This window comes from Salinivibrio sp. IB574 (assembly GCF_001996205.1).
In the GTDB taxonomy this organism is placed as follows: domain Bacteria; phylum Pseudomonadota; class Gammaproteobacteria; order Enterobacterales; family Vibrionaceae; genus Salinivibrio; species Salinivibrio proteolyticus.
The window spans coordinates 46,041-68,636 of record NZ_MUFN01000007.1; the positions used below are offsets into that span (position 1 = coordinate 46,041).

The 22,596-nt window shown below is 50.1% G+C and carries 19 protein-coding genes and 3 pseudogenes; 4 read left to right on the top strand and 18 right to left on the bottom strand.

Translation table 11 applies throughout. From position 1 onward, the window contains the following. Nucleotides 1-80: 80 nt before the first annotated feature. The 4 genes from BZJ17_RS05085 to folM form a co-directional block, all read right to left on the bottom strand. Nucleotides 81-650, bottom strand: a complete 570-nt coding sequence (locus BZJ17_RS05085) for a YceI family protein (protein ID WP_069588734.1) — start codon at nucleotides 648-650, stop codon at nucleotides 81-83. Then, nucleotides 647-1,186 carry a cytochrome b gene (locus BZJ17_RS05090; protein WP_077639999.1) on the bottom strand — a complete coding sequence of 180 codons (540 nt, stop codon included), beginning with the start codon at nucleotides 1,184-1,186 and terminating at the stop codon, nucleotides 647-649. The genes BZJ17_RS05085 and BZJ17_RS05090 overlap by 4 nt, the downstream gene beginning before the upstream one ends. 110 nt (nucleotides 1,187-1,296) lie before the next feature. Beyond that, nucleotides 1,297-1,665, bottom strand: coding sequence for a dihydroneopterin triphosphate 2'-epimerase (folX, locus tag BZJ17_RS05095; protein WP_198534097.1), 369 nt, complete (start codon nucleotides 1,663-1,665; stop codon nucleotides 1,297-1,299). A gap of 20 nt (nucleotides 1,666-1,685) precedes the next feature. After that, nucleotides 1,686-2,384: a dihydromonapterin reductase gene (gene folM / locus BZJ17_RS05100; protein WP_077457176.1), complete on the bottom strand. Its 699-nt coding sequence runs from the start codon at nucleotides 2,382-2,384 to the stop codon at nucleotides 1,686-1,688. Between the two features lie 219 nt (nucleotides 2,385-2,603). Here folM and BZJ17_RS05105 point away from each other — a divergent pair, with 219 nt between their 5' ends. Further along, a complete protein-coding gene (locus BZJ17_RS05105) occupies nucleotides 2,604-3,200 on the top strand; it encodes a DNA-3-methyladenine glycosylase I (RefSeq protein WP_077640000.1) in 597 nt (198 codons plus the stop codon). A gap of 66 nt (nucleotides 3,201-3,266) precedes the next feature. Here the strand turns inward: BZJ17_RS05105 and BZJ17_RS05110 are convergent, their stop codons facing one another. The 7 genes and pseudogenes from BZJ17_RS05110 to BZJ17_RS05140 form a co-directional block, all read right to left on the bottom strand. Then, nucleotides 3,267-3,470, bottom strand: coding sequence for a hypothetical protein (locus BZJ17_RS05110; protein WP_077640001.1), 204 nt, complete (start codon nucleotides 3,468-3,470; stop codon nucleotides 3,267-3,269). Next, on the bottom strand, nucleotides 3,463-4,941 hold the full coding sequence (locus tag BZJ17_RS05115) for a hypothetical protein (RefSeq protein ID WP_077640002.1): 1,479 nt from the start codon (nucleotides 4,939-4,941) through the stop codon (nucleotides 3,463-3,465). Before BZJ17_RS05115 ends, BZJ17_RS05110 begins: the two co-directional genes overlap by 8 nt. Next, nucleotides 4,938-5,183: pseudogene (locus tag BZJ17_RS05120) on the bottom strand (ATP-binding cassette domain-containing protein); the annotation flags it as partial. The gene BZJ17_RS05115 and the pseudogene BZJ17_RS05120, both read right to left, overlap by 4 nt. 25 nt (nucleotides 5,184-5,208) lie before the next feature. Further along, the gene (locus tag BZJ17_RS05125) at nucleotides 5,209-5,817 is read right to left on the bottom strand and encodes a hypothetical protein (RefSeq protein WP_077640003.1); all 609 of its coding nucleotides are present in this window, start codon (nucleotides 5,815-5,817) and stop codon (nucleotides 5,209-5,211) included. 145 nt (nucleotides 5,818-5,962) lie between these two features. Continuing rightward, on the bottom strand, nucleotides 5,963-6,454 hold the full coding sequence (locus BZJ17_RS05130; protein ID WP_077640004.1) for an NlpC/P60 family protein: 492 nt from the start codon (nucleotides 6,452-6,454) through the stop codon (nucleotides 5,963-5,965). Further along, nucleotides 6,451-7,680, bottom strand: a complete 1,230-nt coding sequence (locus tag BZJ17_RS05135) for a GGDEF domain-containing protein (protein WP_077640005.1) — start codon at nucleotides 7,678-7,680, stop codon at nucleotides 6,451-6,453. The genes BZJ17_RS05130 and BZJ17_RS05135 overlap by 4 nt, the downstream gene beginning before the upstream one ends. Before the next feature lie 330 nt (nucleotides 7,681-8,010). Beyond that, nucleotides 8,011-9,993, bottom strand: a complete 1,983-nt coding sequence (locus BZJ17_RS05140; protein WP_077640006.1) for an exoribonuclease II — start codon at nucleotides 9,991-9,993, stop codon at nucleotides 8,011-8,013. Between the two features lie 371 nt (nucleotides 9,994-10,364). Between BZJ17_RS05140 and BZJ17_RS05145 the strand changes: the two genes are divergently transcribed. Together BZJ17_RS05145 and BZJ17_RS05150 are read left to right on the top strand one after the other, a co-directional pair. Beyond that, nucleotides 10,365-12,170 carry a DEAD/DEAH box helicase gene (locus BZJ17_RS05145; RefSeq protein ID WP_077640007.1) on the top strand — a complete coding sequence of 602 codons (1,806 nt, stop codon included), beginning with the start codon at nucleotides 10,365-10,367 and terminating at the stop codon, nucleotides 12,168-12,170. Between the two features lie 252 nt (nucleotides 12,171-12,422). After that, entirely contained in the window at nucleotides 12,423-13,883 is a 1,461-nt protein-coding gene (locus tag BZJ17_RS05150; protein ID WP_069588722.1) for a potassium transporter TrkG, read from the top strand. An 8-nt stretch (nucleotides 13,884-13,891) separates the two neighbouring features. On the opposite strand, the gene BZJ17_RS05155 is transcribed toward BZJ17_RS05150, so the two are convergent. The 3 genes from BZJ17_RS05155 to BZJ17_RS05165 all read right to left on the bottom strand — a co-directional run bounded on the left by BZJ17_RS05155 (nucleotide 13,892) and on the right by BZJ17_RS05165 (nucleotide 18,229). Next, on the bottom strand, nucleotides 13,892-15,562 hold the full coding sequence (locus BZJ17_RS05155) for a pyridoxal-dependent decarboxylase (protein ID WP_077640008.1): 1,671 nt from the start codon (nucleotides 15,560-15,562) through the stop codon (nucleotides 13,892-13,894). A 108-nt stretch (nucleotides 15,563-15,670) separates the two neighbouring features. Continuing rightward, on the bottom strand, nucleotides 15,671-17,581 hold the full coding sequence (locus BZJ17_RS05160) for a methyl-accepting chemotaxis protein (RefSeq protein ID WP_077640009.1): 1,911 nt from the start codon (nucleotides 17,579-17,581) through the stop codon (nucleotides 15,671-15,673). Nucleotides 17,582-17,992: 411 nt separating this feature from the next. Beyond that, nucleotides 17,993-18,229 (bottom strand): DUF3283 family protein, encoded by a 237-nt coding sequence (locus tag BZJ17_RS05165; protein ID WP_077457192.1) that lies wholly within the window; start codon nucleotides 18,227-18,229, stop codon nucleotides 17,993-17,995. Nucleotides 18,230-18,381: 152 nt separating this feature from the next. Between BZJ17_RS05165 and BZJ17_RS05170 the strand changes: the two genes are divergently transcribed. Next, the gene (locus BZJ17_RS05170) at nucleotides 18,382-18,759 is read left to right on the top strand and encodes a helix-turn-helix transcriptional regulator (RefSeq protein WP_077457194.1); all 378 of its coding nucleotides are present in this window, start codon (nucleotides 18,382-18,384) and stop codon (nucleotides 18,757-18,759) included. Here the strand turns inward: BZJ17_RS05170 and BZJ17_RS17580 are convergent. From BZJ17_RS17580 to pdsR, 4 genes and pseudogenes are all read right to left on the bottom strand, one after another. Then, nucleotides 18,727-18,885 (bottom strand): annotated as a pseudogene (locus tag BZJ17_RS17580) (DUF1289 domain-containing protein); the annotation flags it as partial. The gene BZJ17_RS05170 and the pseudogene BZJ17_RS17580 sit on opposite strands and share 33 nt — an antisense overlap. 3 nt (nucleotides 18,886-18,888) lie before the next feature. Beyond that, nucleotides 18,889-19,533: pseudogene (locus BZJ17_RS05175) on the bottom strand (glutathione S-transferase N-terminal domain-containing protein); the annotation flags it as partial. Between the two features lie 52 nt (nucleotides 19,534-19,585). Next, nucleotides 19,586-21,829: a proteobacterial dedicated sortase system histidine kinase gene (gene pdsS, locus BZJ17_RS05180; protein WP_108743781.1), complete on the bottom strand. Its 2,244-nt coding sequence runs from the start codon at nucleotides 21,827-21,829 to the stop codon at nucleotides 19,586-19,588. Beyond that, the gene (gene pdsR / locus BZJ17_RS05185; RefSeq protein WP_077640011.1) at nucleotides 21,826-22,524 is read right to left on the bottom strand and encodes a proteobacterial dedicated sortase system response regulator; all 699 of its coding nucleotides are present in this window, start codon (nucleotides 22,522-22,524) and stop codon (nucleotides 21,826-21,828) included. Before pdsR ends, pdsS begins: the two co-directional genes overlap by 4 nt. Nucleotides 22,525-22,596 lie beyond the last annotated feature (72 nt).

Consider the following 22,596-nt stretch of genomic DNA (forward strand, 5'->3'; position numbering starts at 1 on the left):
TGAATGTTTTAGGGATAGATAATAAACGCCCCAGCAGGTGCCGGGGCGTGTGGATTAGTAGGGAAGGAAAGGGTTATCCCTTATTGGCGGATGCCCTCTACGTGCAGCTCCATATCGACATACGTGGCTGGACCCATAGTGGCAATGCCGAAATCAGCAAGCTCGAGGCGAGTGTTGCCCATAAAGCCTGCGCGGTAGTTACCCCAAGGGTCATCGCCGTGGCCAACTAATTCAGCGTCAATCTCAATCGGCTTGGTTTGCCCATGCAAGGTGAGATCGCCTGCAATAGTCATTGAGCCATCGCCATTATCTGTGACCTTGGTGCTCTTGAAAGTGGCTTGGCCAAACTTGCTCGCGTTAAGAAAATCCGCACTACGAATATGCTTGTCACGCTCGGCTTGGTTGGAGTCCAAGCTGGTGGTATCAACGGTTACTGTCACGCTAGACGCGCCAATGTTGTTGGGATCAAATTCAAACTGACCATCAAATTTGTTAAAGCGACCCTTGATAAAGCTGTAGCCCAAGTGAGGCACTTTGAAGTTGACAGAGGCATGTGCGCCTTTGGTGTCAATCATATAAGTGTCTGCCAATGCAGGCCCAGATAAGAGTGTCGCGGCGCTAATTCCCATGGCTAACATGAGTTTTTTCATTTCGGGTTTCCTCCGATCATCTTCCGTAACGTATTGTCTTTGTCGATAAAATGGTGCTTTAACGCAGCCAGTGCATGAACAGCGGCTAAGGCAATCAGGGTAATGGCAACATAATAGTGTACGTCACCTGCGATATCCGACTGATTAGGGAAAAGTTCCCCAGCACTCGGCACGGTAAACCAAGTAAACACGTCGATACCTCGGCCATCTGAGGTGGAAATTAAATACCCAGACACAAACAGTACTGCGAGGAGCAAAWAAATCGTGTGATGTGCCGCGGTCGCTGCTTTGCGTTCCCACGCTTTGCCCTCAACCTTGGGCATTGTATGAGTGATTTTCCACCCTAAGCGCAGTACGGTGGCGCCAGCGAGCAAGATCCCAATAGATTTATGCCAATGTGGGGCGGTTTGATACCAGCTGCTGTAATAGCTAAGGTCGACCATCCACAGGCCCACGGCAAACAAGCCGATAATGACCAGAGTAGAAAGCCAGTGCAGCACCCGCATTACAGGATCGTAACTCGTTTTTGCTGTCATAGTCCCTGTCCTAATAACAATTCCAACACAGTATATAAGGTAAAATGAAATTCAGAACCAAGTTACCTTGAACAAGATGTTCGAATTATTCTAACGAACTCTTTACGCGGTTACGAATCGCGGTCTGTCCAACTGAGGCTCAGTGAGACGGAGTCGGCAAACCTTAACGCATGCGGCTTATCAATGGTTACTTGGGCGTAACGCACCCAGTGGTGATCGCGTGCAATGTCGAGCACGCCGGCGACCAGTTTTTCCAACAACAAAAAGCGGCCATTCTCAACATAGTCGATAATCGCTTTGGTGATCACTYTATAGTTCAGTGCGTCGTCAACATTATCCTCTTGGCTGGCTTTGTGGCCGGGATAGTGAATTTCTACGTTAATCACCACGTCTTGCTTCTTTTCCTGCTCTTCGGGGTTGAAGCCGATATAAGTACGCAAACGTAGATTGGTAATTTTGATCACAGCGTCATTCATCATTGTGCTTTCCAGTTAGGCAATTACGCTAAATGGCGTCCGCCATCGAGTTTAAGGGATTGGCCCGTCATATGCTGACTGGCAAGAATAAAGTCGCAGGCGTTGATCACTTCCTGCTCGCCGGGCACGGTGCCCAAAATCGATTTTTTGCGCGCTTTTTCACGGTAGGCATCGTCATCGCCGTCGTTGAACATGATAAGCGCGGGGGAAATACTGTTTACCTTGATGTCGGGGGCGAGTTGTTGGGCAAACGATAGCGTGAGGTTCTCAAGCGCGGCTTTACTCGCGGCATAGGCAAGGTGTTTTGCGCTGCCTTTATGGGCCACATAATCGGTCAGGTGAATAATGTCGCCGCTATTCATCCATCGGGTTGCCGCCATATTGATTAGATAAGGCGTTTTGGCGTGGATTTGCATCATGCTGTCAAACAAAGCCGCGAAATCTTGGCTTTGCTTTTCACTGTCCCACGATGAGGCATTATGGATTAAGCAATCAAACACCGGATTGTGCGCGTCAATGGCTTGGATAAATGCGTGAATGCCGGCATCGGTAGAAAAGTCCGCCTGAATACAATGAGCGCCTCGCTCGATAAGCTCACTCACTTGGGGACGCGGTGTCCGATATGACACAGTGACCTGATGCCCTTGTGCAAGAAAGTGACAAGCAAGCGCGTAGCCGATCCGTTGTCCTGCCCCTGTGATAAGAATATGCTTTTTTGTCACGTGTTTTCCTTTATGGTTACCACTGAGAGTGAATGCACTCTGACAACAACGAGTATGTTACGTTTCATAGACTTGTAGCGATCAAAGATAGCGACATGTTAACGAAATCGACAGATTTATACGGAGTTAACTCGCTGATTTCGTGGCATGAACAACAAAATCGCGGACAATCGGAACAAATGCATTACCATCATGCAACCAACTTTGAGGGAAATTGTCATGGAACCTTGCCAATGGGCACAGCAGAGTGAGTCGGAGCGGCATTATCACGATACCGAGTGGGGCGTGCCGACATTTGATGATCAAGCGATCTTTGAGTTCATTTGCTTAGAGGGCGCGCAAGCAGGATTAAGTTGGCGGCTGATTTTAGAAAAGCGTTCCGCGTATCGCGCCGCTTTTTCTGATTTCGATTTCTATCAACTGGCAAACGTGGCTGAGCCGAATATTGCTGAGATCATGGCCAACCACGAGATTGTCCGTAATCGCTTGAAAGTGGCGTCTGTGTTTACCAATGCGAAAGCGGCAGTGACGCTGGTGGAAGAGTATGGATCCTTGGCGAAAGCACTTTGGCAGTTTACTGACGGTGTACCGATTGTTAACCACCACCGATCGGATGCCGATGTCGCCACCGCGACCGACGAGTCCCGCGCCATGAGTCGCTTTTTGAAAAAGCGTGGCTTTAAGTTTGTGGGCGAGACCATTTGTTATTCGCTGATGCAAGCGCTTGGCATGGTCAATGATCATGTCGTCACGTGTCCGCGCTATCAACCCTGTTGCGAACTGGCTGACTCGGTAAAAGCCTCGCCTCAGAAATAACGACGGAATTGCCAGAAGCGCGCTTGCCAATTTGCGTGGAGAAAATACCAAGCTGAGATGCTCAAGTTAATTCAGCCATGCCTGAATGAACTGGCTGATAGCGCCGATCGCTGGCGCGAATAAACAGAGCACGGCCAAGACCACGAGAACAATAATTCGGCGGGGCGACTTGGCAATCTCCTGCGCGGCTCGGACAGTAAACCAATTATCCGAACCGACTAGGTATGCGCTCTCTTGGGAGCGATTGTCTTTTTTCTCATACTTAATCATGGGCTAATTTTTTTGGGACGTGGATACGATCAAATACTACTTTACTACCGCGACGGTTGGGCAGGGTGAGTGGGGTGATGTTGACTACCCGACCGCCGAGCAGGTAGGGAAAAAACGCGTCCGATTGCTCAGAAGTAAAGGCGAAATACAGTGTGACTGGGTGAGCGTAGATACGTTGAGTGGCGAGTAGCCCAAACAGTGCATGTTCGGTGTGATGATAGCCATTTAGCCAGTCGAACTGCTTATTAGTTTGTGGGTTTAGGCCTACGCCACCGTGGACCATATCCACCCACGCATCAAGAAACTGCCAAGTGGTACTGGCCAAGCTTGCCTGCAATGAATCTTCCCCGACTAATTTGGCGATGATGAGCCCCTGATCCAGCTCGACCCATTGCCAAGAGTTGATGTAGTTTTCATCGTGATAGCCTTTCCAAGTGATTTGGGTACCTGCGCTAGCCCATTTGTCGCGCTTGGTGTTGGGGAGGTATGACATCAGCTCGGTGACGGGCAGCTCACGAGTCGCTTGGTTAAGAGTTTTTGCTAGGCAGTTTTGTACCTTTTGTTGATGCTCGTGAGTCAGTAAGTCACGATTGAGGAGCAGGTTCCACCAAGTTTTGACAGCATGGCCAAAGTCACTATGCTCATGTTCGAATAACATCGTGCCATTGTCATGTAATGCGCCGAAGACGCGACATTGCTCGAGATCTACATACTGATCGATGAGCGCATCAACCACCCATTGGCGGTACTGGCTTAACTGGATGTTCTCTTGTGGCGTACTAACCGAGCTGACTAGGTTCAGATAGGCTGTGAGTTGATCGAGTTGTGCGACCAGCTCGCGTTGTGGAGTGCTAGACGTCGAGCGTGGCCACCAGTTCAAAGCTTTGTTCTCTGGATCATAGTAGCGCTTAAACAGGGTATCGATTTCTTGAAGTAGGATTTGGTGCACGGCCGCATCGCGAGTGAGGTAATCATACATGGCTAGGCCTAATAGAGCATAAGCCGCATCTTGCGCTGAGGCAGGTTCTTCGCTGACCTTATTATTAATGTCTAGGTAAAGCGCAAACCCTCCTTGTGGTAGTCTCATCTTTAACAGTTCTTGAACACCCGCCGAAGCGATAGAGAGGGCGTCGGGATCCCCTGTAATATGGAACAAAGCCAGATAGGTGTAGATCTGACGCGACTGCATTCGAGTGTAACGCCGGCCTAACTTGTCTTTAGCTTTCACATCCACCAACTCCTGACACAGAGCCTCTGGTGAGGGCAGGCGGCCGTTGTCACAGCGAAAGGTTGGGAATCGTCCTCGTGGTGTGCCATAGGCATCGGGCTGCATCCAATATTGACTAATCACTTGCGTGTGGTGCATCCAGTCATCTTGAGTCGGGTAAGAAAGTTGCGTTTTCGCGTCAGTGACTGTACTCACAAGAGTGAATAGCACGAGGATAACGTAGTACAAATAACGTAGGATCATAATGGATAAACCTTATCCGCAGAAGCAATGGTTTCTTGTCGATGGGCGATCATGACTTTTATGATGTTCAGCTCAGCGATATTGGCGTTGATCTTTTGTTCGCTAAGTGTGTCAAGATGGCTGGTCGCTTCATCTAACAGCAGAATTTTTGGCTGACGATACAGAGCACGCGCGAGCAGTAAGCGTTGCCTCTGCCCCCCACTGAATAAGGAACCCATATCGCCGATCAGAGTGTCATGTTCGAGTGGTAATTTGTTGACTTAATTTTCAATATCTGCTGGCTGAGCGCCTTTCCCCATCTGTTCGCGCGGTTTTATGATGGCTTTGTTCAATTAAGGCCAATTCTTGGTGAATATTGTGGTTAGACAGAGCGTATTTCTCTGTCAGCGCCACTTTACCCATTTGTATTTTTTCTTTTGTGTCATTGAGTAATGACAACAGCTTAGTGTATTTCGAGGTGCCATATTGGTCGTACTCATCATTGGTTATAAACAGTAACGACTGCCCTTTATTCACCAGATCACCATTGTCAAAATTAAAGCCACTAATACTGCCAGTCTCATTGCTGGTAATAGTGATAATGCCATTGCTATAGGTAAGTTCACCGTCAGCGTTGATTACTCTGGGTAATTCAATAATAAATAACGAGATCGCGAGAATAATAAAGATAACTAAGCTTATAAAAATACCGAATCTGATATTCTTATTGCCAACCGTTAATGGACTTCCATACAGAGCACTTAACTGGTTTCTTTTGTTTTCTAAGTACTCTTCTCTGAGCAAAATTATTATTTTTGGTGTTATTTGGTTTTCAAATATTAAACCATGATCAAAATAAATAGGAATGAGAAATAAGTCACGCTTTAGCCTGCACATTTCGTTAAATGGATCGCATGGATTGAGAAATTGAATAGCTTTCTACAGAAAAGATCGGTTTGTGAACATATATGTCGATTCAAAGCGAATTCGGGATATAAGAGCGGTTAAAAGGCCATCTTGCCACTTAGTCAAAAGCCTCGCCTCAGAAATAACGACGGAATTGCCAGAAGCGCCCTTGCCAATACGGGTTATCGAGGCGTGACACTGTCACTCCTTGTGATGTAGACGCATGCATAAATTGCTGGTTGCCGAGATAGATACCGACATGGCGCAAGCCGGGGCGAATGTGGAAGAAAACTAAATCGCCCAATTGGGCATCTTGATAATCAACCGGATAGCCGCCCTTTGCTTGGCCATGAGTTGTACGCGGTAAGGGCGTGGATAGCGCATCACGATAAACGCGCTGGGTATAAGCCGAGCAGTCGATGCCTTGGCGTGAGGTGCCTCCCCAACGATAAGGTGTGCCTTGCCATTGCTGGTAGTGCTGGGTCAGTGCGTAGTGCAATGCTTGGCTGCTTGCGGAATGTGAGTGAGCCGAGGAGACGGGCGTTGTGCTTGAGTCCGGATCGGATGGTGAGCTGCTACATGCGCTTAGCAACAGGATGAAGGTACACACTAACCCTAGCTTTATCATTCGCTTCCTCGAATACAGTTTCTTCCCGCCTGTTTAGCTTTATACAGCGCTTGATCGGCCAGTTGCAACACTTCATCCGGTTGGCTGGCTTGCGAGGCATCGGCGAAGCCGATACTGACAGTCACATGAACGGTTGCGCTATCTTTTTTCTGCCCTCGTTTTTGCTTGCCTTCATTAGGGTTGGTGGGACGGTTTTCTTCACGAAGTACCAACGGGTACTGGGCGATATCCTCTCGCAATGCGTCAAGAAAAGGCAGGCATTGATCGGTGGTTTTTCCTTTGAATAAAAGGGTAAATTCTTCCCCGCCGTAGCGGAAAGCGCTTGCGCCACCTTCGCATTGTGACAGCAAACTCGCTACCAGTTTTAACACATCGTCACCGGTTTCATGGCCATAGGTGTCATTAAAGCGCTTGAAGTGATCTACATCGAGCATGGCGATGGTGTAACGGCGACCGAGGTGCTTTAACTCATCTTGCAATGCCCGACGACTTGGAATGGCGGTTAAACCATCTAAAAAGGCCAATTGATGACTAAACGCGACTTGGTTGGCAATAAGGAGTAAGCCGGCAATGGCAAAACTAAATGATGACACATAGGCCATATCAAAAAAGATCACCGTGACCGATGTACAGGTGAGCGCGATAAAGGTGGCATGATCATCGACACTGTTTTTATGTAAAACACGTATCGCGGCCATACACAGCGTAATCAGTAGTATCACGATCAAAAGTAGGGGCAATGGGCTAAAGGCGGGGATGCGCACAAACACTGGATGCTGGTACAGCCAGGTCGCCAATTCACCATATTGCATCACTAACAGCGCGCCCCAGCCAATCTCGAGTGCCATAGCAGCAAAAAATAACAAGCCATACAGCGAGGTCAGCTTTCTATCGCGGGTGATGCGAATATAGAGCAAATTAATCGGCAATAATATGACCAGAAGGACATATTCCAAATAGGTTGTGCCGTCAGTCAGTGGTGATTGCAGCCGAGTTAAAATGACGGTGTAGCTAACAAGCAATATCACCACAGTCATGCCAACACGCGCACTCTTGAACAAGTGACTTAATAGCAGGGCAGTAAATAATAAATAGAAGGGCGCGGCATAGAGTAAGTTTAGGTATGGCGAAAGCGAGGCCAGCAACGGGTGATAACCGGCAGCAAAAACAAGGAAGATAAGTAGCGGCACGCCCAAACGTGCTAACGGTGAATGTAACAGCCCCATGACACCTTATATACTGCGTGGCAAGTGTGAAAAATCAATGCTCGTGTTTTAGCTATCATAGTTTGCGCATGGTGAAAGGGTGCCAAATTCAGGGCCTTAAACAAACAGACTGTGACCAGCCTTGTGCTTTTTCCTGCCGATGCGCCGTCAAGGCTTGTTATCGATGGGATTGTGGCTCGATGACCTTGGCGCCTTGCCGTTAGATAGCGCGAAACTAATGACTAACTTATCACTTTAGGCGCAAGAGGCCCAATAAAAAAGCCAAGCGGTAAGGCTTGGCTTTGAAGGGGAGTGGACCTGCCGTAGGGAGCCACAAGAAAGAGGGCGAGATTATTCGTCTTTCGCTTGCTCAGGCAGCGCAAACACTTGGGTTGGTTTTGCCACAATGGAGCGCGTGGACTCTTTGATATCCGCAATCACCACTTCCAGACTGTCGCCTAGCTTAAACTCAACATTGCCATCAATGGTCACTGTGCCTGTTTCTTTATCACAGGCAATGCGGGTTTTGTTATCGATGATCAGCGATGATGGAATAAACGCCGGTGCGCCATTTTCGAGTAGGCGAACACGCATACCCGCGCGGTTAATATCAAAGATTTCCGCTGTGTAGCGGGTTTGTGCTTCCACTTCTGGCTTCAACAAACGGACGTACAGCCAATCAGCGACATCGCGCTCGGCCATGCGGTGGTGTTTGCGATGACCAGCCAGTTCTTCACCGACCGTATCCGCAGGGGCATTGGCTTCGGTTTCGCCGCGAATGATCGCTTTGAGTAAGCGGTGGTTAATCATATCGCCGTACTTGCGGATAGGCGATGTCCATGTGGCGTAGACATCAAGGCCCATCGCGTAGTGAGGAGCAGGCTCGTGACCAATTTCGCTATACGCTTGGAAACGACGCAGGCGGTTGTCGAGATAGGTGCTGTCGAGGCTGTTTAACCAACGGCGCAATGCGCTAAAGCCTTCAACGGTTGCCAAGCTCTCGCTCTCGGCTTCTCCGTCATGGGCTTTGACCAACTCGACCACATCGTTCAGCTTGTCACCGTTAAAGCCTGCGTGAGTATTAAAAATACCGAAACCGAAGGATTCACGCAGTTTGCGACCTGCACAAATGTTAGCGCTGATCATCGCCTCTTCAACGATACGGTTAGCGATGCGGCGCGCGTCAGTATGAATCGCGATCACATCGTTATCTTCGCTGAGTTCAAAGCGATAGTCAGGACGATCGGGGAAGGTCACCGCATGCGTTTCACGCCATTCAATGCGGGCAAGTGCAAACTGGTGCAACTGATGGATTTGATCCGCGATGTCGCTGCTCTCTGGCTGCCATGCTGCTTGTTCGCCTTGCTCGATGTAGTCCGACACCTTGTCGTAGGCTAGCTGGCCGTGTGATTGGATCCATGCAGAGAAGAACTCGGCGTCATCGGCAATGGTGCCATCGGCAGCGATATTGAAGGTACAGCAAAGCGCCGGACGTTTTTCGTGGGCACGTAGTGAACACAAATCGTCACTCAGATCGCGAGGCAACATTGGGATGTTGCGACCAGGCAAGTAAATGGTGAAGCCGCGGCTGCGAGCCACTTGGTCAAGGTCGTCATCCGCGTCGATATACGCAGTCGGATCGGCAATCGCGACTGTCATGGTAAAGCCGCCTTGCTCGTTGGCTTTTACATATAACGCATCGTCCATATCTTTGGTCGATTCGCTATCAATGGTCACGAAGGGGAGCGCGGTCAGATCGCGGCGCTCTAAACCTTGCTCCAACATCGCCCATGCCTCTTTAGGCGCAGGCTCTTGGTTTGGTAAGTTATGTTTTGCTAGCGTGACCCACCAAGGTGCAATCTTGTCATTGGCATCGGTGATTTTTTCACTGACTTGGCAGAAGAAGTTGTCGTCGCCTTTGAGTGGGTGACGGATCAGGGATGCGACAACCCAGTCGCCATCTTTGAGTTCGTCTTGCGACAAGCCGCGCTGGGTTTTGGCACGGATAGCATCTTTGATTTGCGGATGATCCGGGACAATATTGAGACGGTTACGAATCCACTGGACACGACCAATAAAGCGGTCAATGCTTTGCTCAACCAAGGCATCCGGCTCTGCGACCTCACGCTCTTTTTCTGTGCGAACGAAGGCTTCAACACGATCACCGTGCATCACTTTCTTCATATACGGTGGTGGAATAAAGAGGCTGGTTTTATCGTCCACTTCTAAAAAGCCAAAGCCTTTTTCAGTGGCTTTCACCGTTCCCTCTTTCTTGGGCAGGGTTTCTTGGATCTGTTGCTTAAGTTGCGCTAGCAGGGGATTGTCTTGAAACATAACATCGGTCTCGGTTTTCGAATCGCCACACTATACGTATTCGGTCACGCAAAACCAACCCGTGACCGGAAATTGCTATCGATGGTGTGGTAAGGCGTGGATCCGAGTGAATCGCCAGTAATCGGTTGATGCGTAACCATACAGGGATTGTATGCGAGATAAACAATGTGCCACATGAGTGCGCGAAAGCGGCAAAATTTGTGAAGTTGTTCAACTTTTTCTGGCTTTTTTCGCCTGAATAGCGCAGAATGCACACCCTTAATTACCGAGGCCCGTGGCGCTGGTGACTTACACTGTGAAAGAGCAGTGTAGCTGGTTGAGCAGAACGCTGAAGGGGCCCCGTTTCGCTACACTCATAGATTGGGATCCCAATGCAAGAATCTGTAACCAAATTTCGCCAGTTAGATCTGGCCGACACCCTTTTATCTGCACTTGACGCCATGGGCTTTGAATCGCCAACACCGATTCAGGCTGCGTCTATTCCTGTGCTGCTAGAAGGCCGTGATGCGCTAGGTAAAGCGCAGACGGGGACGGGCAAAACCGCGGCGTTTTCTTTGCCGCTGTTGAACAAAGTTGATTTAAGCCAGCATAAACCTCAAGCCATCGTGATGGCGCCGACTCGCGAGTTGGCCATTCAGGTTGCTGCTGAGATGAAAACCTTGGCGCAAAACATAAAAGGCCTCAAAATTCTTGAGATCTACGGTGGTGCTTCGATCGTTGATCAAATGAAGGCGCTGAAAAGCGGCGCGCACATTATCGTGGGTACCCCAGGTCGTGTGAAAGATTTGATTAACCGCGATCGTTTGAAGCTGGATGAAGTACATACCTTTATTCTCGACGAAGCTGACGAAATGCTCAAAATGGGCTTCGTAGACGACGTCACTTGGATCATGGAGCAAGCACCTGAGTCGGCACAACGCGTGTTGTTCTCTGCCACCATGCCTCCAATCGTTAAACAAATCGTTGATCGTTTCTTGCGTAAGCCTGCTCGCATCGACGTTGCGGGAAGCAACCGTACGGTTGAGAAAGTTGAGCAACAATTCTGGGTCGTGAAAGGCGTAGAAAAAGACGAAGCGATGAGCCGTCTTTTGGAAACGCAAGACACAGACGCATCGATTGTGTTCGTTCGTACTCGTCAAGATACCGAGCGTCTTGCGGACTGGTTGTCTGCACGTGGCTTTAAAGCCGCTGCGCTGCACGGTGATATTCCGCAATCTCAACGTGAGCGTACGGTTGACCACATCAAACGTGGTGTGATTGATATTTTGGTAGCAACTGACGTTGTTGCGCGTGGTCTTGATGTGCCACGTATCACCCATGTCTTTAACTATGACATTCCGTTTGATGTTGAATCTTACATTCACCGAATTGGTCGTACCGGTCGTGCTGGACGTGCAGGTAAAGCGATCTTGTTGGTACGTACCAACCAGATGCGTATGCTGCGTACCATTGAGCGTGTCACTCAGACGCGCATGGACGAAATCCAGTTGCCGAACCGCGATAAAGTAGCGGAATCTCGTGTTGCCCGTTTGGCTAGCGAACTGGCTGAGAAAAAAGATGCTGACTCAATCGCTCCTTTCGTTAGCTTGATTGAACAGCTACAAAATGACATCGAAGTTGATGCGACTACCTTAGCGGCGATGTTACTTCAGCGTCAGCAAGGCAAGCGTCCATTGTTCTACAAAGGCCCTGATCCAATGATTGCGGCCATGGAACGTGAAAGCCAACGTCGTGAGCGTCGTCGTGATGATCGCCAAAATGGTCGTGACCGCCGTGATACTAACCCGGCAGACTGGGATACCTATCAGTTAAGCGTGGGTCGTGAGCAAGGCGTACAAGTTAAAGATATCGTGGGCGCGATTGCTAACGAGCTAGGTCTAGACAAAAACAACATTGGTGCGATCAAACTAGCACCGGGACACACTTACGTACAGTTGCCAAAGACCATGCCAAAAGAAGTCTTTGCGCAGCTTCAGAAGCTACGTATTCGCCAGAAAGAAACCAACGCACAACGCGTTGAAGGCAATGTGATCCGTGACCGTCGCCCAAGCGATCGCAATGGCGGTGGCCGTGGTCGTCAAGACCGTGATAACCGTGGTCGTGGTGAACGTCGCTTTAACCGTGACCGTGGCAATGATCGCGGCTCATTCCGCGGTGAGCGTCGCCAAGCGCAGTAAATAATAGAAAGCCGGGTAGCAATGCCCGGCTTTTTTGATCCATGTCTGCGACGTAATGCCTTGTTGGCAGGGTATTAACGACGCTGATATGCCTGTGGCATTGTGGGACATTCCCGATGTGCCAGCTATATACTTTTAACGGTGCGCAGTTTAATGTGCACTTTTACCGTTGTCGCCTTTAATGGCGTGATAACGCGAGTGGTTCGAAGGGCTTGCAGGCCACTGGCGCGTTAATGATGAGTTTCCCATGTCATGATTAACTTTCAAAACACACTGCGTCTATTGGGCATGCCTGTTTTATGGATGGGTATTGTTCAATTTGTGTTTGGACTTCTGTCGCTATTCCTATTTCGCGATCATGTGTCGACACAGTTTTTTTATCCCTCTTTACTGATGATGATGGCCTCTTTGGTTATCTCTTGGCTATTTCGTAAAAGTAAGTTAAGCCAAGTAACCTTCCGTGATGCCTTATTGTTTTCGACCTTTACGTGGATTTTGGTCGGTATATTGGGTGGGATCCCGATTAAACTGGTGACTGGGGTGAATTTTTCGGATGCCACCTTTGAGTCGATCAGTGCACTTAGCACCGCTGGTGCCACCATACTCAGTGGGCTGGATGACATGCCCGCCTCATTCTTATTGTATCGCCAGTTTTTACAATGGATGGGCGGACTTGGCGTCGTTATCTTTGTGGTCGCGGTGCTCCCCATGTTGAACGTGGGCGGGATGCGGCTGTTAAAAGCAGAAACCCCCGGCCCCATCAAAGACGAGAAATTGTCCCCGCGGATCTCCAAAACGGCCCACTATTTATGGGGCGTGTATGTGGTGATCACGCTTGCTTGTGCCCTTGCGTATTATTTGGCGGGGATGAGTGCTTACGATGCCATTGCCCATAGTTTCTCAACCGTTTCAACCGGTGGCTTCTCGACGCATGATGCCAGTATGTGGCACTTTCAAAGCCATTTGATGTTGATGATCTCCAATGTCTTTATGCTGCTTGGCGCGATTAACTTCGGTTTGCACTTTCGTATTTTTCGCATCGGTTGGCGGGGTGTGCGTTTGTATTTCGACGATGAAGAGTCACGGGTCTTCCTCATTGTCGTTGCCTGCTTATCCCTGATATTGGGATTATATTTATACGGTGAATCACGCTATGAATCGGTGTGGGTTTCTCTAAGCTTTGCTGCGTTTCATGTGGTGTCTTTTATTACCAGCACGGGGTTCGGAGCTGCTGATTTAAGCTCTTGGCCTGCGGCGACGGGATTGTTCTTGGTGTTCTGTGCCTATTTGGGCGGCTGCTCTGGTTCAACCGCTGGCGGGAATAAAATTATTCGCGATATCATCACGTTTAAAATTATTCGTCGCCAGCTGCACCAATTGATTCACCCCTCAGCGATGCTGCCTATTCGCTATCAGGACAAAGTTGTGTCCAACGACGTGACGCAAGCGGTCATGGCCTTTATGTCTCTGGCTGCGCTGACCACGGGTGTTTTCACCTTGTTGATGATGATGACAGGTCTCGACTTTTGGTCTGCATTTACCGCGGTCGTCGCGTGTATCAATGTATTGGGCCCAGGTTTTGGTGAGGTTGGCAGCAACTTCCAGCCGGTGAGTGACACCGGTATTTGGTTCCTGAATGCCGCAATGATTTTGGGCCGTTTGGAGTATTTCACCGTTTTGGCCCTGTTTATGCCGCACTTTTGGCGTTGGTAAGCCCGCGATCAGGCGGGCTGTTCAGTCTCCGTTGCCATTAAGGTGTCAACAAATTCACCGATATGGCGCTGCTCGGTATACGGATTAAGGAACACGGCCTTTTCGCCGGGAATAAACAAGCATTGGCCATCGGTGTCGAACTCCGTATGGGCAATGGATTCAACCCAATTAGTATGAAGCTTTCGACCTTGCCGAGCTAAAAAGTGCTCGCGGTGAAATAAACTGTGTTGGGTAATACTGTCGATACGCGCCCCCAATTGGTGGAGTTTTTGTTCACGCTCGAACAGGGTATCTACATCGAGGTCATCAGCGGGTTGATACAGGCGAAAGGCCACCGTGGGCCCCAAGTTATCTCTCGCGACCACCTTGCAATAAGGTAAATCGCTCAATCGTCCCTTCAGATACTCCGCGTTTTGTAAGCCATGCGCAATCATGGTCTGATAGCCTCGCTTGCCCAGCATATTAAGCGCACAGTAAGCACCATAAGCCCCCGCTGCACCGCGAGAACACTCAATGGTGGATTGCAGATGGGTATGGGTGGTTTTGCTCGCTTCAAAATAGGAGAAATAGTGAGGGTCTTGTTTGAGGCACTCCATATCGTCGCTATTTTTGAACATCACCAAACTGGAGGTATAAGGGACAAACCCCCATTTTTGGAAATCGATCGTGATGGAATCGGCATAGCGCAGACCGCGGATCCGCGGGAGCAAGGCGGCGAGTTTTTGCGTGGTCACGGTGTTAATGCCGAGCGGGTTGTCGTTAAAGTCGTAATCATTGAACATGATCAGTGGCCAGCCGACGGCCGCATCCACATGAATATGAGGCTTGCTGTTGACGTTATATTGCTGGCATGCACGCTCTCGGATCTGATACACGCGTTCAATGTCATCAATTGCAAAGGTGTCTGTGGTCCCAAAGGTGAGCAAGATGGTAGGAACCGCTAGCCCTTGCGCCAAACAGCCGTTTAAGGTGTAGGCAAAATCATCCAAATCCATGCGGTTACGCGCATCGACTTTGACGCGAAGCACTTGATTAGGAATATCTGTCCCTAACAGGCCGAGGTTCGTCATGTTGGAATAGTGACCGGCTAATGAGTTAATCATCCGAAAGTCTTGCCCTTGCAGACCTCGCTGACCGGATAGTGGAAACTGTTTTCTCAGCCCAAGCAAGTAACCGTAAAGGTTGCCAAAGGTGCCACCTTGGGTAAAAAGCCCCGTGGCGCGTTGGTCATCATAGCCAATCAAGTTGGCGACTTGGCGGACGATAGTTTGCTCAAGCTCTACAGACAATCCCGCGTATTCGCTATACACCAAGTTTGGATTGGCCAAAGTAGCCAGCAGTGCGCCATGAATGGCAGGGTCACAGGGCGCAGTAATCACATTTTCGACCGCTTGCGGTGTAGTCCAATCTTTGGAGTGTGTTGCTGCGTGTAAAGCAAGCGGCGGAAAAATATGATGGCTTAGGTCGCTGTGGCTTGGCACGTGTTGTTGCTCAAGCAAATGTATATCGGGTGACGTTGGTGCAGGGAGCATACCTTGCTCGAGCCACTGGGCTAAACCCGGGGTACGATAAATGGGCCAGCGGTTCGGGTCTCGGTTAAAAAAATGCGCCCGCATGGTTTGGTAATGTTTAGCGAACGTAGGGGTGACGGTATAGCCGTCGGGGTGGGCACTAGACATAACTACATCTCCAACTGCGAAGTCAGGCAGGGGGCCCTGCCTGACGATAACAACAACCGAATAAAGCGTAAGGGTGCTTGTGCCGCTTGAAACGGACTCCGTGCAAAACTACTGCAGTTTAAAATTCGACACTAAGCGATCAAGCTCTTGATTCGATTGTGATAATGAGTCGGTTGCGGAAACGGTTTGCTTGCCGCTCTCAACTAAGTTGCTCACCATGTCGCGAATCGAGAGCATGTTTTTACTCAACTCCTCCGCCACGGCACTTTGTTCTTCGGTCGCGGTCGCGATTTGTGTGCTGACATCATCAATCTCACGCACGGAGGCGCTCATGATGGTCAAGCTGTTTGAGACTTCCGACGTCTTATCCGCAGTGCTTTGACACTGCTCTTTGGTTTTTCCCATCGCCTCAACCACGCTCGATGTGCCATCAAGGAGGGCAGTAAGCATATCTGAGATTTCGGTTGTACTGCTTTGCGTGCGTGCGGCGAGGGCACGAACTTCATCGGCGACCACCGCGAACCCACGGCCTTGCTCACCGGCCCGCGCGGCTTCAATCGCGGCGTTGAGTGCAAGCAGGTTGGTTTGCTCGGAAATTTCCCCGATCACATTGAGCACGTCGCTGATTTTGTTTGCATCCTGATTCATGCTGGTGATTCGTGCTGACATATCTTCCACTTCATCTACCAGTGCACTGACGGTGACGACAGCATTGTCGACCACTCCAAGCGATTGGCTGGCCTCTTTACTGGCCGATTCTGTGATGTCATTCGACTGCGAGACGTTATGAGCAATACTGCGCGCACTTTCACTCATCTCAGTAATCGCGGTCACCACTTGTTCGGTTTCTGCCGAGTGCGCCTCTAGGATAGCCTCGTTTTCTTGCGTGTTTTGCGACAGCTGGGTGATGTTGCTCGAAATCATTTGACTGGCTTGGGAGACCTTCAACATCATATTTTGCAGGTTCTCAACAAAGGTATTAAAGCCGTGACTGATTTGGGCTAAATCATCGTTGCCATTGACCTCAAGTCGTGCGGTGAGATCGCCGCTCCCTTTGGAGAGATCTAACACCGCTTGTTTCAGTTTGATCAGTGGACGGTATGAGTAATTGATGATCAGATAGATTGCTGCCAAGCTCAGTGCTAGCAGGATGAGCCCCGTCACTAAAGATTCAATTTTAGCACTGCGAATGTCCGCCAACGCCGTTTGCTGATCCACAAACACCATCAGCGTCCAATAGCGATTTTCCGTGAGGTTAACGCGCTGGAAATAGCCATCAAAATTAATGCCCATATAGGGAAAGCTCAAGTGACCTTGCTCATCGGTGCGGAACATGTTTTCCATATCACTGAAGGTGGCACTGACCTGAGAGGGCGTTTTGCCGATATCATTCGGATCATCACTGGCAAAAAAGACTGCGTTTTGATCGGTCAGTGTCGCGGCACCACCGGCAAAGCGCATGTTGCTTACCTGAGTGATCACGCTTTCCAATGGAATGTCACCAAGCAACGCGCCGATGAAGCGGCCATTTTCAAACACGGGGGCGACCGCGCTGATCACCTTACCGCCGGTCACTTTGTCGGTATAAATGCCGGTTAAGTGAATGGCTTGATCGGCTTTGACTTGTCGATACCAGTCGCGATCGCGGAAGTTGTATTGGTTGGTGGTGACGCCATCCCCTGAATGATTCGACATAAACGAATCACCGGTTTCATACGTCATGATCACATTGGCGATACCGGCGGTGTCTGCCAGCATCCTCACTTGCGCCACGTTTTCTTGTGCGGTGAGGCCCGTTGTGAAGTGATTTGCACCTTTTTCAATAGCCGAGAGTTGCGAGGTAACCAACTGCTCTAACTCTGTAACATGGTGATCAAGCTTGTTTTGTGTTTGTGTGGTGAGAGACTCAATCATTTTCTCTCGTAGCGAGAGCGTATTGAGTGTTCCCAACACCACGAGAGAGACGGTCACCAACAGACCGACCCCCACCATAATGCGTGATTTAAACCCCAACGTCATAGTTTTTACCCCTTACTGAGCTAACGCTTGTCTGTCTAAAAAGTAAGGGTGCTTCCTACGGGCGGTAATCGTACACTGTCCGCTTTTCTATGCGGTTTTTATTATGGTTACCGCGGAGTCACCCAGCCAACACCGTTTTAAAGTTAGTTAAATGTTCGGCAACTCGCCAAATAATGAATGCTTTTTGATAAGAATAACAGTAGAGCGGGTTGGTGGATTTGGCTAGTCGAAATGACAAAAAAGTGTATGACAATTTGGCGTCACTCGTGCGCTGGAAGTGTCACAAAACACAGACACCTATGCCGTTTTAAACAGGTGATTTATTGGCAGGGAGAATAACTGGTTTAAAGTTGGTCACTTTTGTCCGTGCGGAGCGCTTTGTGTAAACGCGCCTTAATAGGCGCGAGAGGATCAGCTGACAGGGGGGTCTTGTTCGGGAATGATGAAGGCGTCAGGTTGGGCTCGATACTTTTCGACGCATTCGAGGTAGAAGTCCCGCTGCCATTCAGCCAGCGCATGCGCTTCTTGTTCGAATAGGCTCGATTCTGCTTTGTTGTTGACCACTTTCCAAACTGCGTAGGCGGCTTGTTTGTCGAGTTCTATTTTTTGTTTTTCATCGGCAGGCAGGTTCGCCAAATTAATGTCCATAGGGGGCTCTTGTGTTTGGGCGCGTAGCCGCGATCCTAGCGAAGTCGATGCCACACGGCAAGATTAACTCGCGCTTAACGGCAGGCTGACATTCGTCGGTCGTGGCTTGTTACCCTTGCAGCCAATGCTCTTTTTTTCGATTGGACACTAGGATGACGTTTAACCAAGAGGATCGACAAGCCCTCTACGACACGTGGATGTCGTACAAAGCCAAAGCACGGATCACGCAAATTGAAATGGCAAAACGCTTAGAAGTCAGCCATCTTACCTTTTCACGTTGTATTCATGGCAATGCCACACTCGACAGCCGTTTTGTGTTCGCATTTTGTCAAGCGATGGGCGTTGAGCCCAACAAAATCTTACCCAGCCTGCGTGAGCGCGAACAAGCGTACCAAGATGTGTTGGTAACCAGTAAAGTCATTGTCGACGGCGACATTGAAGCAGTGTACTACGAAGGTAACCAAGTGATTATTGAATACCGTAAACCACTGGTGGCATCAGCTGAATCGTCGTTTGAACGGGTTTCGTGAGGGGCGAATGGGCTCAGGCGGTTTTGGGTCAGGACGCTGTGGGAGCTCAGCCATAATCGCGGCGCGCTGATCGTCGGTCATTTTGCCCCACGCAATGATTTCATCGAGGGTACGCTTGCACCCTACACATTGTTTGGCACGCTCTTCATCTGTCGCGTCAGAGGGGGCGGGCGTGAGTAACGCCTTTTGGCAGGCAGGCCTTGCCGCTAGCGTATCTAGCCACGCTTTTAAAGCATCAAGGCCCGAAATATCAATGCCGCTCCATTCATGAATGCGCGCCCAAGGCCAGGTGGCCATATCGGCAATGGTGTATTCGTCGCCGGCAAGGAACGGATGTTTTTGCAACTGGCCATCAACCACTTCGAGTAAGCGTCGCCCCTCTTTTTGATAGCGTTCGATTGCCGCTGGGATTTTCTCTGGGAAATAGCGGTAAAAGACGTTCGCTTGGCCCATCATGGGCCCAACCCCACCCATTTGAAACATGAGCCACTGGATAGTTTGCGAGCGCGCTTTAGGGTCTGACGGGAGAAACTGCCCCGTCTTTTCCGCGAGATAGAGCAAAATGGCACCGGACTCAAACACGGCAAAATTGTCGTTGTCCTGATCGACAATGGCAGGAATACGACCGTTGGGGTTAATCGCCAGAAATTCCGGTTGTTTCTGTTCGTTCGCCATTAAATCGAGTGCATGCAATTGATACGGCAGCCCCATTTCTTCCAAGGCGATCGCGACTTTGTAGCCATTGGGTGTGGCGGCTGAATAAAAGTCAATCATGTTAGCTCTCCCTGTCAGTGAACCCTCAGTATCGACACGATAAAGCGGAAGATCAATCTTCGCCAAGCTGCAGTGTGCTGGGCCATATAAGTGACATTGTCACACCATCTTGGCTGGCGCGATTGCTGGCCACAAGTGTCGCTTGGTGAAAGTCTGCAATCAAACGTGCAATGTAAAGGCCTAACCCGAGATGCGGTTTATCCGATTTATGCGACTCTGACCGCACACTGACCATCGATTGGAATAGCTGATCACGCATGTATTCGGGCAGTAGCGGCCCGGCGTTACTTACTGTGATAGTAATATGCTCAGGGTCAAGGCTCAGCGCAAGATCAATCGGGGTGGCGCCATCATCAAACTCAACCGCGTTGGACACGAGCTTATCCAATAACTGCGCGAGGTAGTCGGGCACAGCGAATACTCGGACGGTCTGCGCCGGTAGCATGACGTTAAACCGATGATCCGGATACGCTAGTTGGTAGCCTTGCCCGCAGCCTTCTATCAGTGCATTGAGATTCACCGGCTCTTTATCGGCATTATCAAAGCTTTGTTCAAGGCGTGTGGCTTCGGTTAAGGTCGATAAGATCCCCGCAAGGCGTTGCACCCCGTCTTGGGCGCGGTTGATGTAGGTGAGCTGGTCAGGGTCCGCTTGCGTATACGCCATGTTTTCCAATGACGATCGCACTACTGCAATGGGCGTTCTCAGCTCATGGGACAAGCGAGATGACATTTTTTCAAGATACTGGTTATAGCCAGCAATGCGGCCAACCATGTCGGTGATGGTTTGAGTTAGTAAACCAATTTCATCGTGGCTGGTTGCCGGTGTGATTGTGCCCGTAACACGCCCTTGGCTATCGATAGCATGATTAGCTTCTTGTTGGAGGCGACGCAGACGTTTGGCGATATGCGAGCCGAATAACAGCAGCAAGAGCACGCCGGTACAAATCACCGCGAGCATCACGGAAAAGAGGGTTTCGAGGGCCTCATTACGCAGGCTACGGATCCCGTTGGTGGTCTCTTCAACAATCACGGCCCCCGCTACTTTACCGTCCAACCAAATCGGGTAGGCTGCGGTTAAGATCATCGCTTGGTTGTCATCTGAGCTGCGCCAACTGGCGTAAGGCCGCCCTTGTAAGGCTTGTTGCGCCTGTACGCCCTTATAAATTGAGGCTTGTTGCATCGCATCGACAAAATGCTCAGGCGGGGTCACAAGCAGTTTATCGTACCAAGGGCGTAGCAGCGTTTGTGTTATCCAGTCCATGACGCCTTGCTGCTCTGGGATCGCTTGGCGAGGTTGCCAGACACCGGTGGAAGTTTGGATGTCACCCGCTTTTGCTAGCACGCGACTGTGTTGATCAACCACCCATACACTGGAGGCGCCATTATTCATCCGCTCAATTAATGCTTGAATGGGGGCCGAGGGCATCATAAAGCTGCCCAGCGTTGCCGCTGAGCGTGTCGATGCGGTACCAATAATCGCGCGTAGGCCGCGGTTAAAACTATCGTCCACATCGTAGTAAGCGATGCCGAGCTGCTGGCCGACCCACGCCGCTGGAAGTTTGATCTCAACTTGATAGCCTTGCTCGCTGGCGCGCCACTTAGCAGCAATGGGAAGTGGTTGGGGCGGACCTTCGATATTTACGCCGGTGGCATTGTCGGCAAGACCGTTATCAAGATGGATGATTTTTGCATTGTCAGAATCACGCGCTTGTCCGATGGCGACGCGATAAAACGCCCCTTGCGGTGAGGTGAGTGCCAATATGAGGTGATCTTGACTGTCGATATCGCCTGTCGCTTGCGGCGTGGCAGGAGTGCTATCGATAATATCGAGCGCGAAATACAMCGCAGTGTCGGTGCTGCCACTCATGATCGCCAAAGAAAGCGTGTCACTGTTGTATGCACCTTGGCTAAAGATCAGTCCGTTGCGTTGATAAAGGCGCTGATGATGGCGATAGGGTTGCCAATCCTCTAAGTTGCCATCTAAGCGAATAGGCTGGGTTAAGCGAAATGCATGTAAATCTTTGCCCGGCTCTAAGGTAGAGGGTGGGGCATGCTGGGTAAACAAGCTGGGGCGATCGTTCATCCCCATCGCAAAGGCCCGAGCAGTGCCCATTAGCGTCTGCTCTTGGCCTTGGCGTAAAACACTTTCCATTTCCCACACGTACTGGTAGCCCAAATAGGGCAGCAGCAGTAGAAAACTCGAGAGAATTACAATCTTGGTGCGGATCCCGGCCAGCCCTTCTCGCACCCAGCGACGTCCTTTTAAGCCATAACGACGCAGTCGACTCAGGCTCATGGGTGTTCCTCATCCCAGCGATACCCCATGCCATAGACGGTGCTAATGCAATTAAATTGGCTATCGACGGCGAGAAACTTTTTACGGATCCGTTTCACGTGCGAGGTAATGGTGCTGTCGTCCACCACCGCGTGCGCTTCATCCATTAATGCTTGACGGCTTTTGACGTGGCCGGGACGTTTAACCAAGGCATGGACCATCCAAAACTCGGTCACAGTGAGATCGATCAAGGTGTCATGCCAGTATACGCGCATCCGATCCAAATCAAGATTCAGCGGGCCGCAATGCAGACTTTTTACTTGGCTAGCCGACGCTTGGGCCAAGAGATCACTGCGGCGAAACAAGGCGGCAATGCGTGCCATCAGGTGAGGCAGTGAGACGTCTTTGGTCAAGTAATCATCGGCGCCCATTCGCAGCCCCACCACTGTGTCAATGTCACTATCCCGAGCGGTTAAGAAGATAATCGGCACTGTTGCAGACATCGCGCGCAGGGCTTGGCATAGCGCAAAGCCGCCGTCAATTTCATTCCCCAGACCAATGTCGATAATGGCTAAATCGGGTAGACGTTGCTCAAAAGCGGTTTGGGCGGATGGACGATCGGCGTAGGTATTGACCTGATAGCCTTGGCGACGAATCACATCGGCATAGTTATCGCGAATGGCGGCTTCATCTTCAACAATTGCTATCTGCTTCATGGTACGGGATAGGTAACGAGTGTTGCAGTGACTATACCCAAACTCAGCGCAGAGAAAACCCCTTTTGCCGGA

Excerpts from the sequence above, each read along its gene's own strand:
- BZJ17_RS05085 (WP_069588734.1), bottom strand. The coding sequence starts at position 650 with ATGAAAAAACTCATGTTAGCCATGGGAATTAGCGCCGCGACACTCTTA.
- BZJ17_RS05105 (WP_077640000.1), top strand. The coding sequence starts at position 2,604 with ATGGAACCTTGCCAATGGGCACAGCAGAGTGAGTCGGAGCGGCATTAT.
- BZJ17_RS05110 (WP_077640001.1), bottom strand. The coding sequence starts at position 3,470 with ATGATTAAGTATGAGAAAAAAGACAATCGCTCCCAAGAGAGCGCATAC.
- BZJ17_RS05115 (WP_077640002.1), bottom strand. The coding sequence starts at position 4,941 with ATGATCCTACGTTATTTGTACTACGTTATCCTCGTGCTATTCACTCTT.
- BZJ17_RS05125 (WP_077640003.1), bottom strand. The coding sequence starts at position 5,817 with ATGTGCAGGCTAAAGCGTGACTTATTTCTCATTCCTATTTATTTTGAT.
- BZJ17_RS05130 (WP_077640004.1), bottom strand. The coding sequence starts at position 6,454 with ATGATAAAGCTAGGGTTAGTGTGTACCTTCATCCTGTTGCTAAGCGCA.
- BZJ17_RS05135 (WP_077640005.1), bottom strand. The coding sequence starts at position 7,680 with ATGGGGCTGTTACATTCACCGTTAGCACGTTTGGGCGTGCCGCTACTT.
- BZJ17_RS05140 (WP_077640006.1), bottom strand. The coding sequence starts at position 9,993 with ATGTTTCAAGACAATCCCCTGCTAGCGCAACTTAAGCAACAGATCCAA.
- BZJ17_RS05145 (WP_077640007.1), top strand. The coding sequence starts at position 10,365 with ATGCAAGAATCTGTAACCAAATTTCGCCAGTTAGATCTGGCCGACACC.
- BZJ17_RS05150 (WP_069588722.1), top strand. The coding sequence starts at position 12,423 with ATGATTAACTTTCAAAACACACTGCGTCTATTGGGCATGCCTGTTTTA.
- BZJ17_RS05155 (WP_077640008.1), bottom strand. The coding sequence starts at position 15,562 with ATGTCTAGTGCCCACCCCGACGGCTATACCGTCACCCCTACGTTCGCT.
- BZJ17_RS05160 (WP_077640009.1), bottom strand. The coding sequence starts at position 17,581 with ATGACGTTGGGGTTTAAATCACGCATTATGGTGGGGGTCGGTCTGTTG.
- BZJ17_RS05165 (WP_077457192.1), bottom strand. The coding sequence starts at position 18,229 with ATGGACATTAATTTGGCGAACCTGCCTGCCGATGAAAAACAAAAAATA.
- BZJ17_RS05170 (WP_077457194.1), top strand. The coding sequence starts at position 18,382 with ATGACGTTTAACCAAGAGGATCGACAAGCCCTCTACGACACGTGGATG.
- pdsR (WP_077640011.1), bottom strand. The coding sequence starts at position 22,524 with ATGAAGCAGATAGCAATTGTTGAAGATGAAGCCGCCATTCGCGATAAC.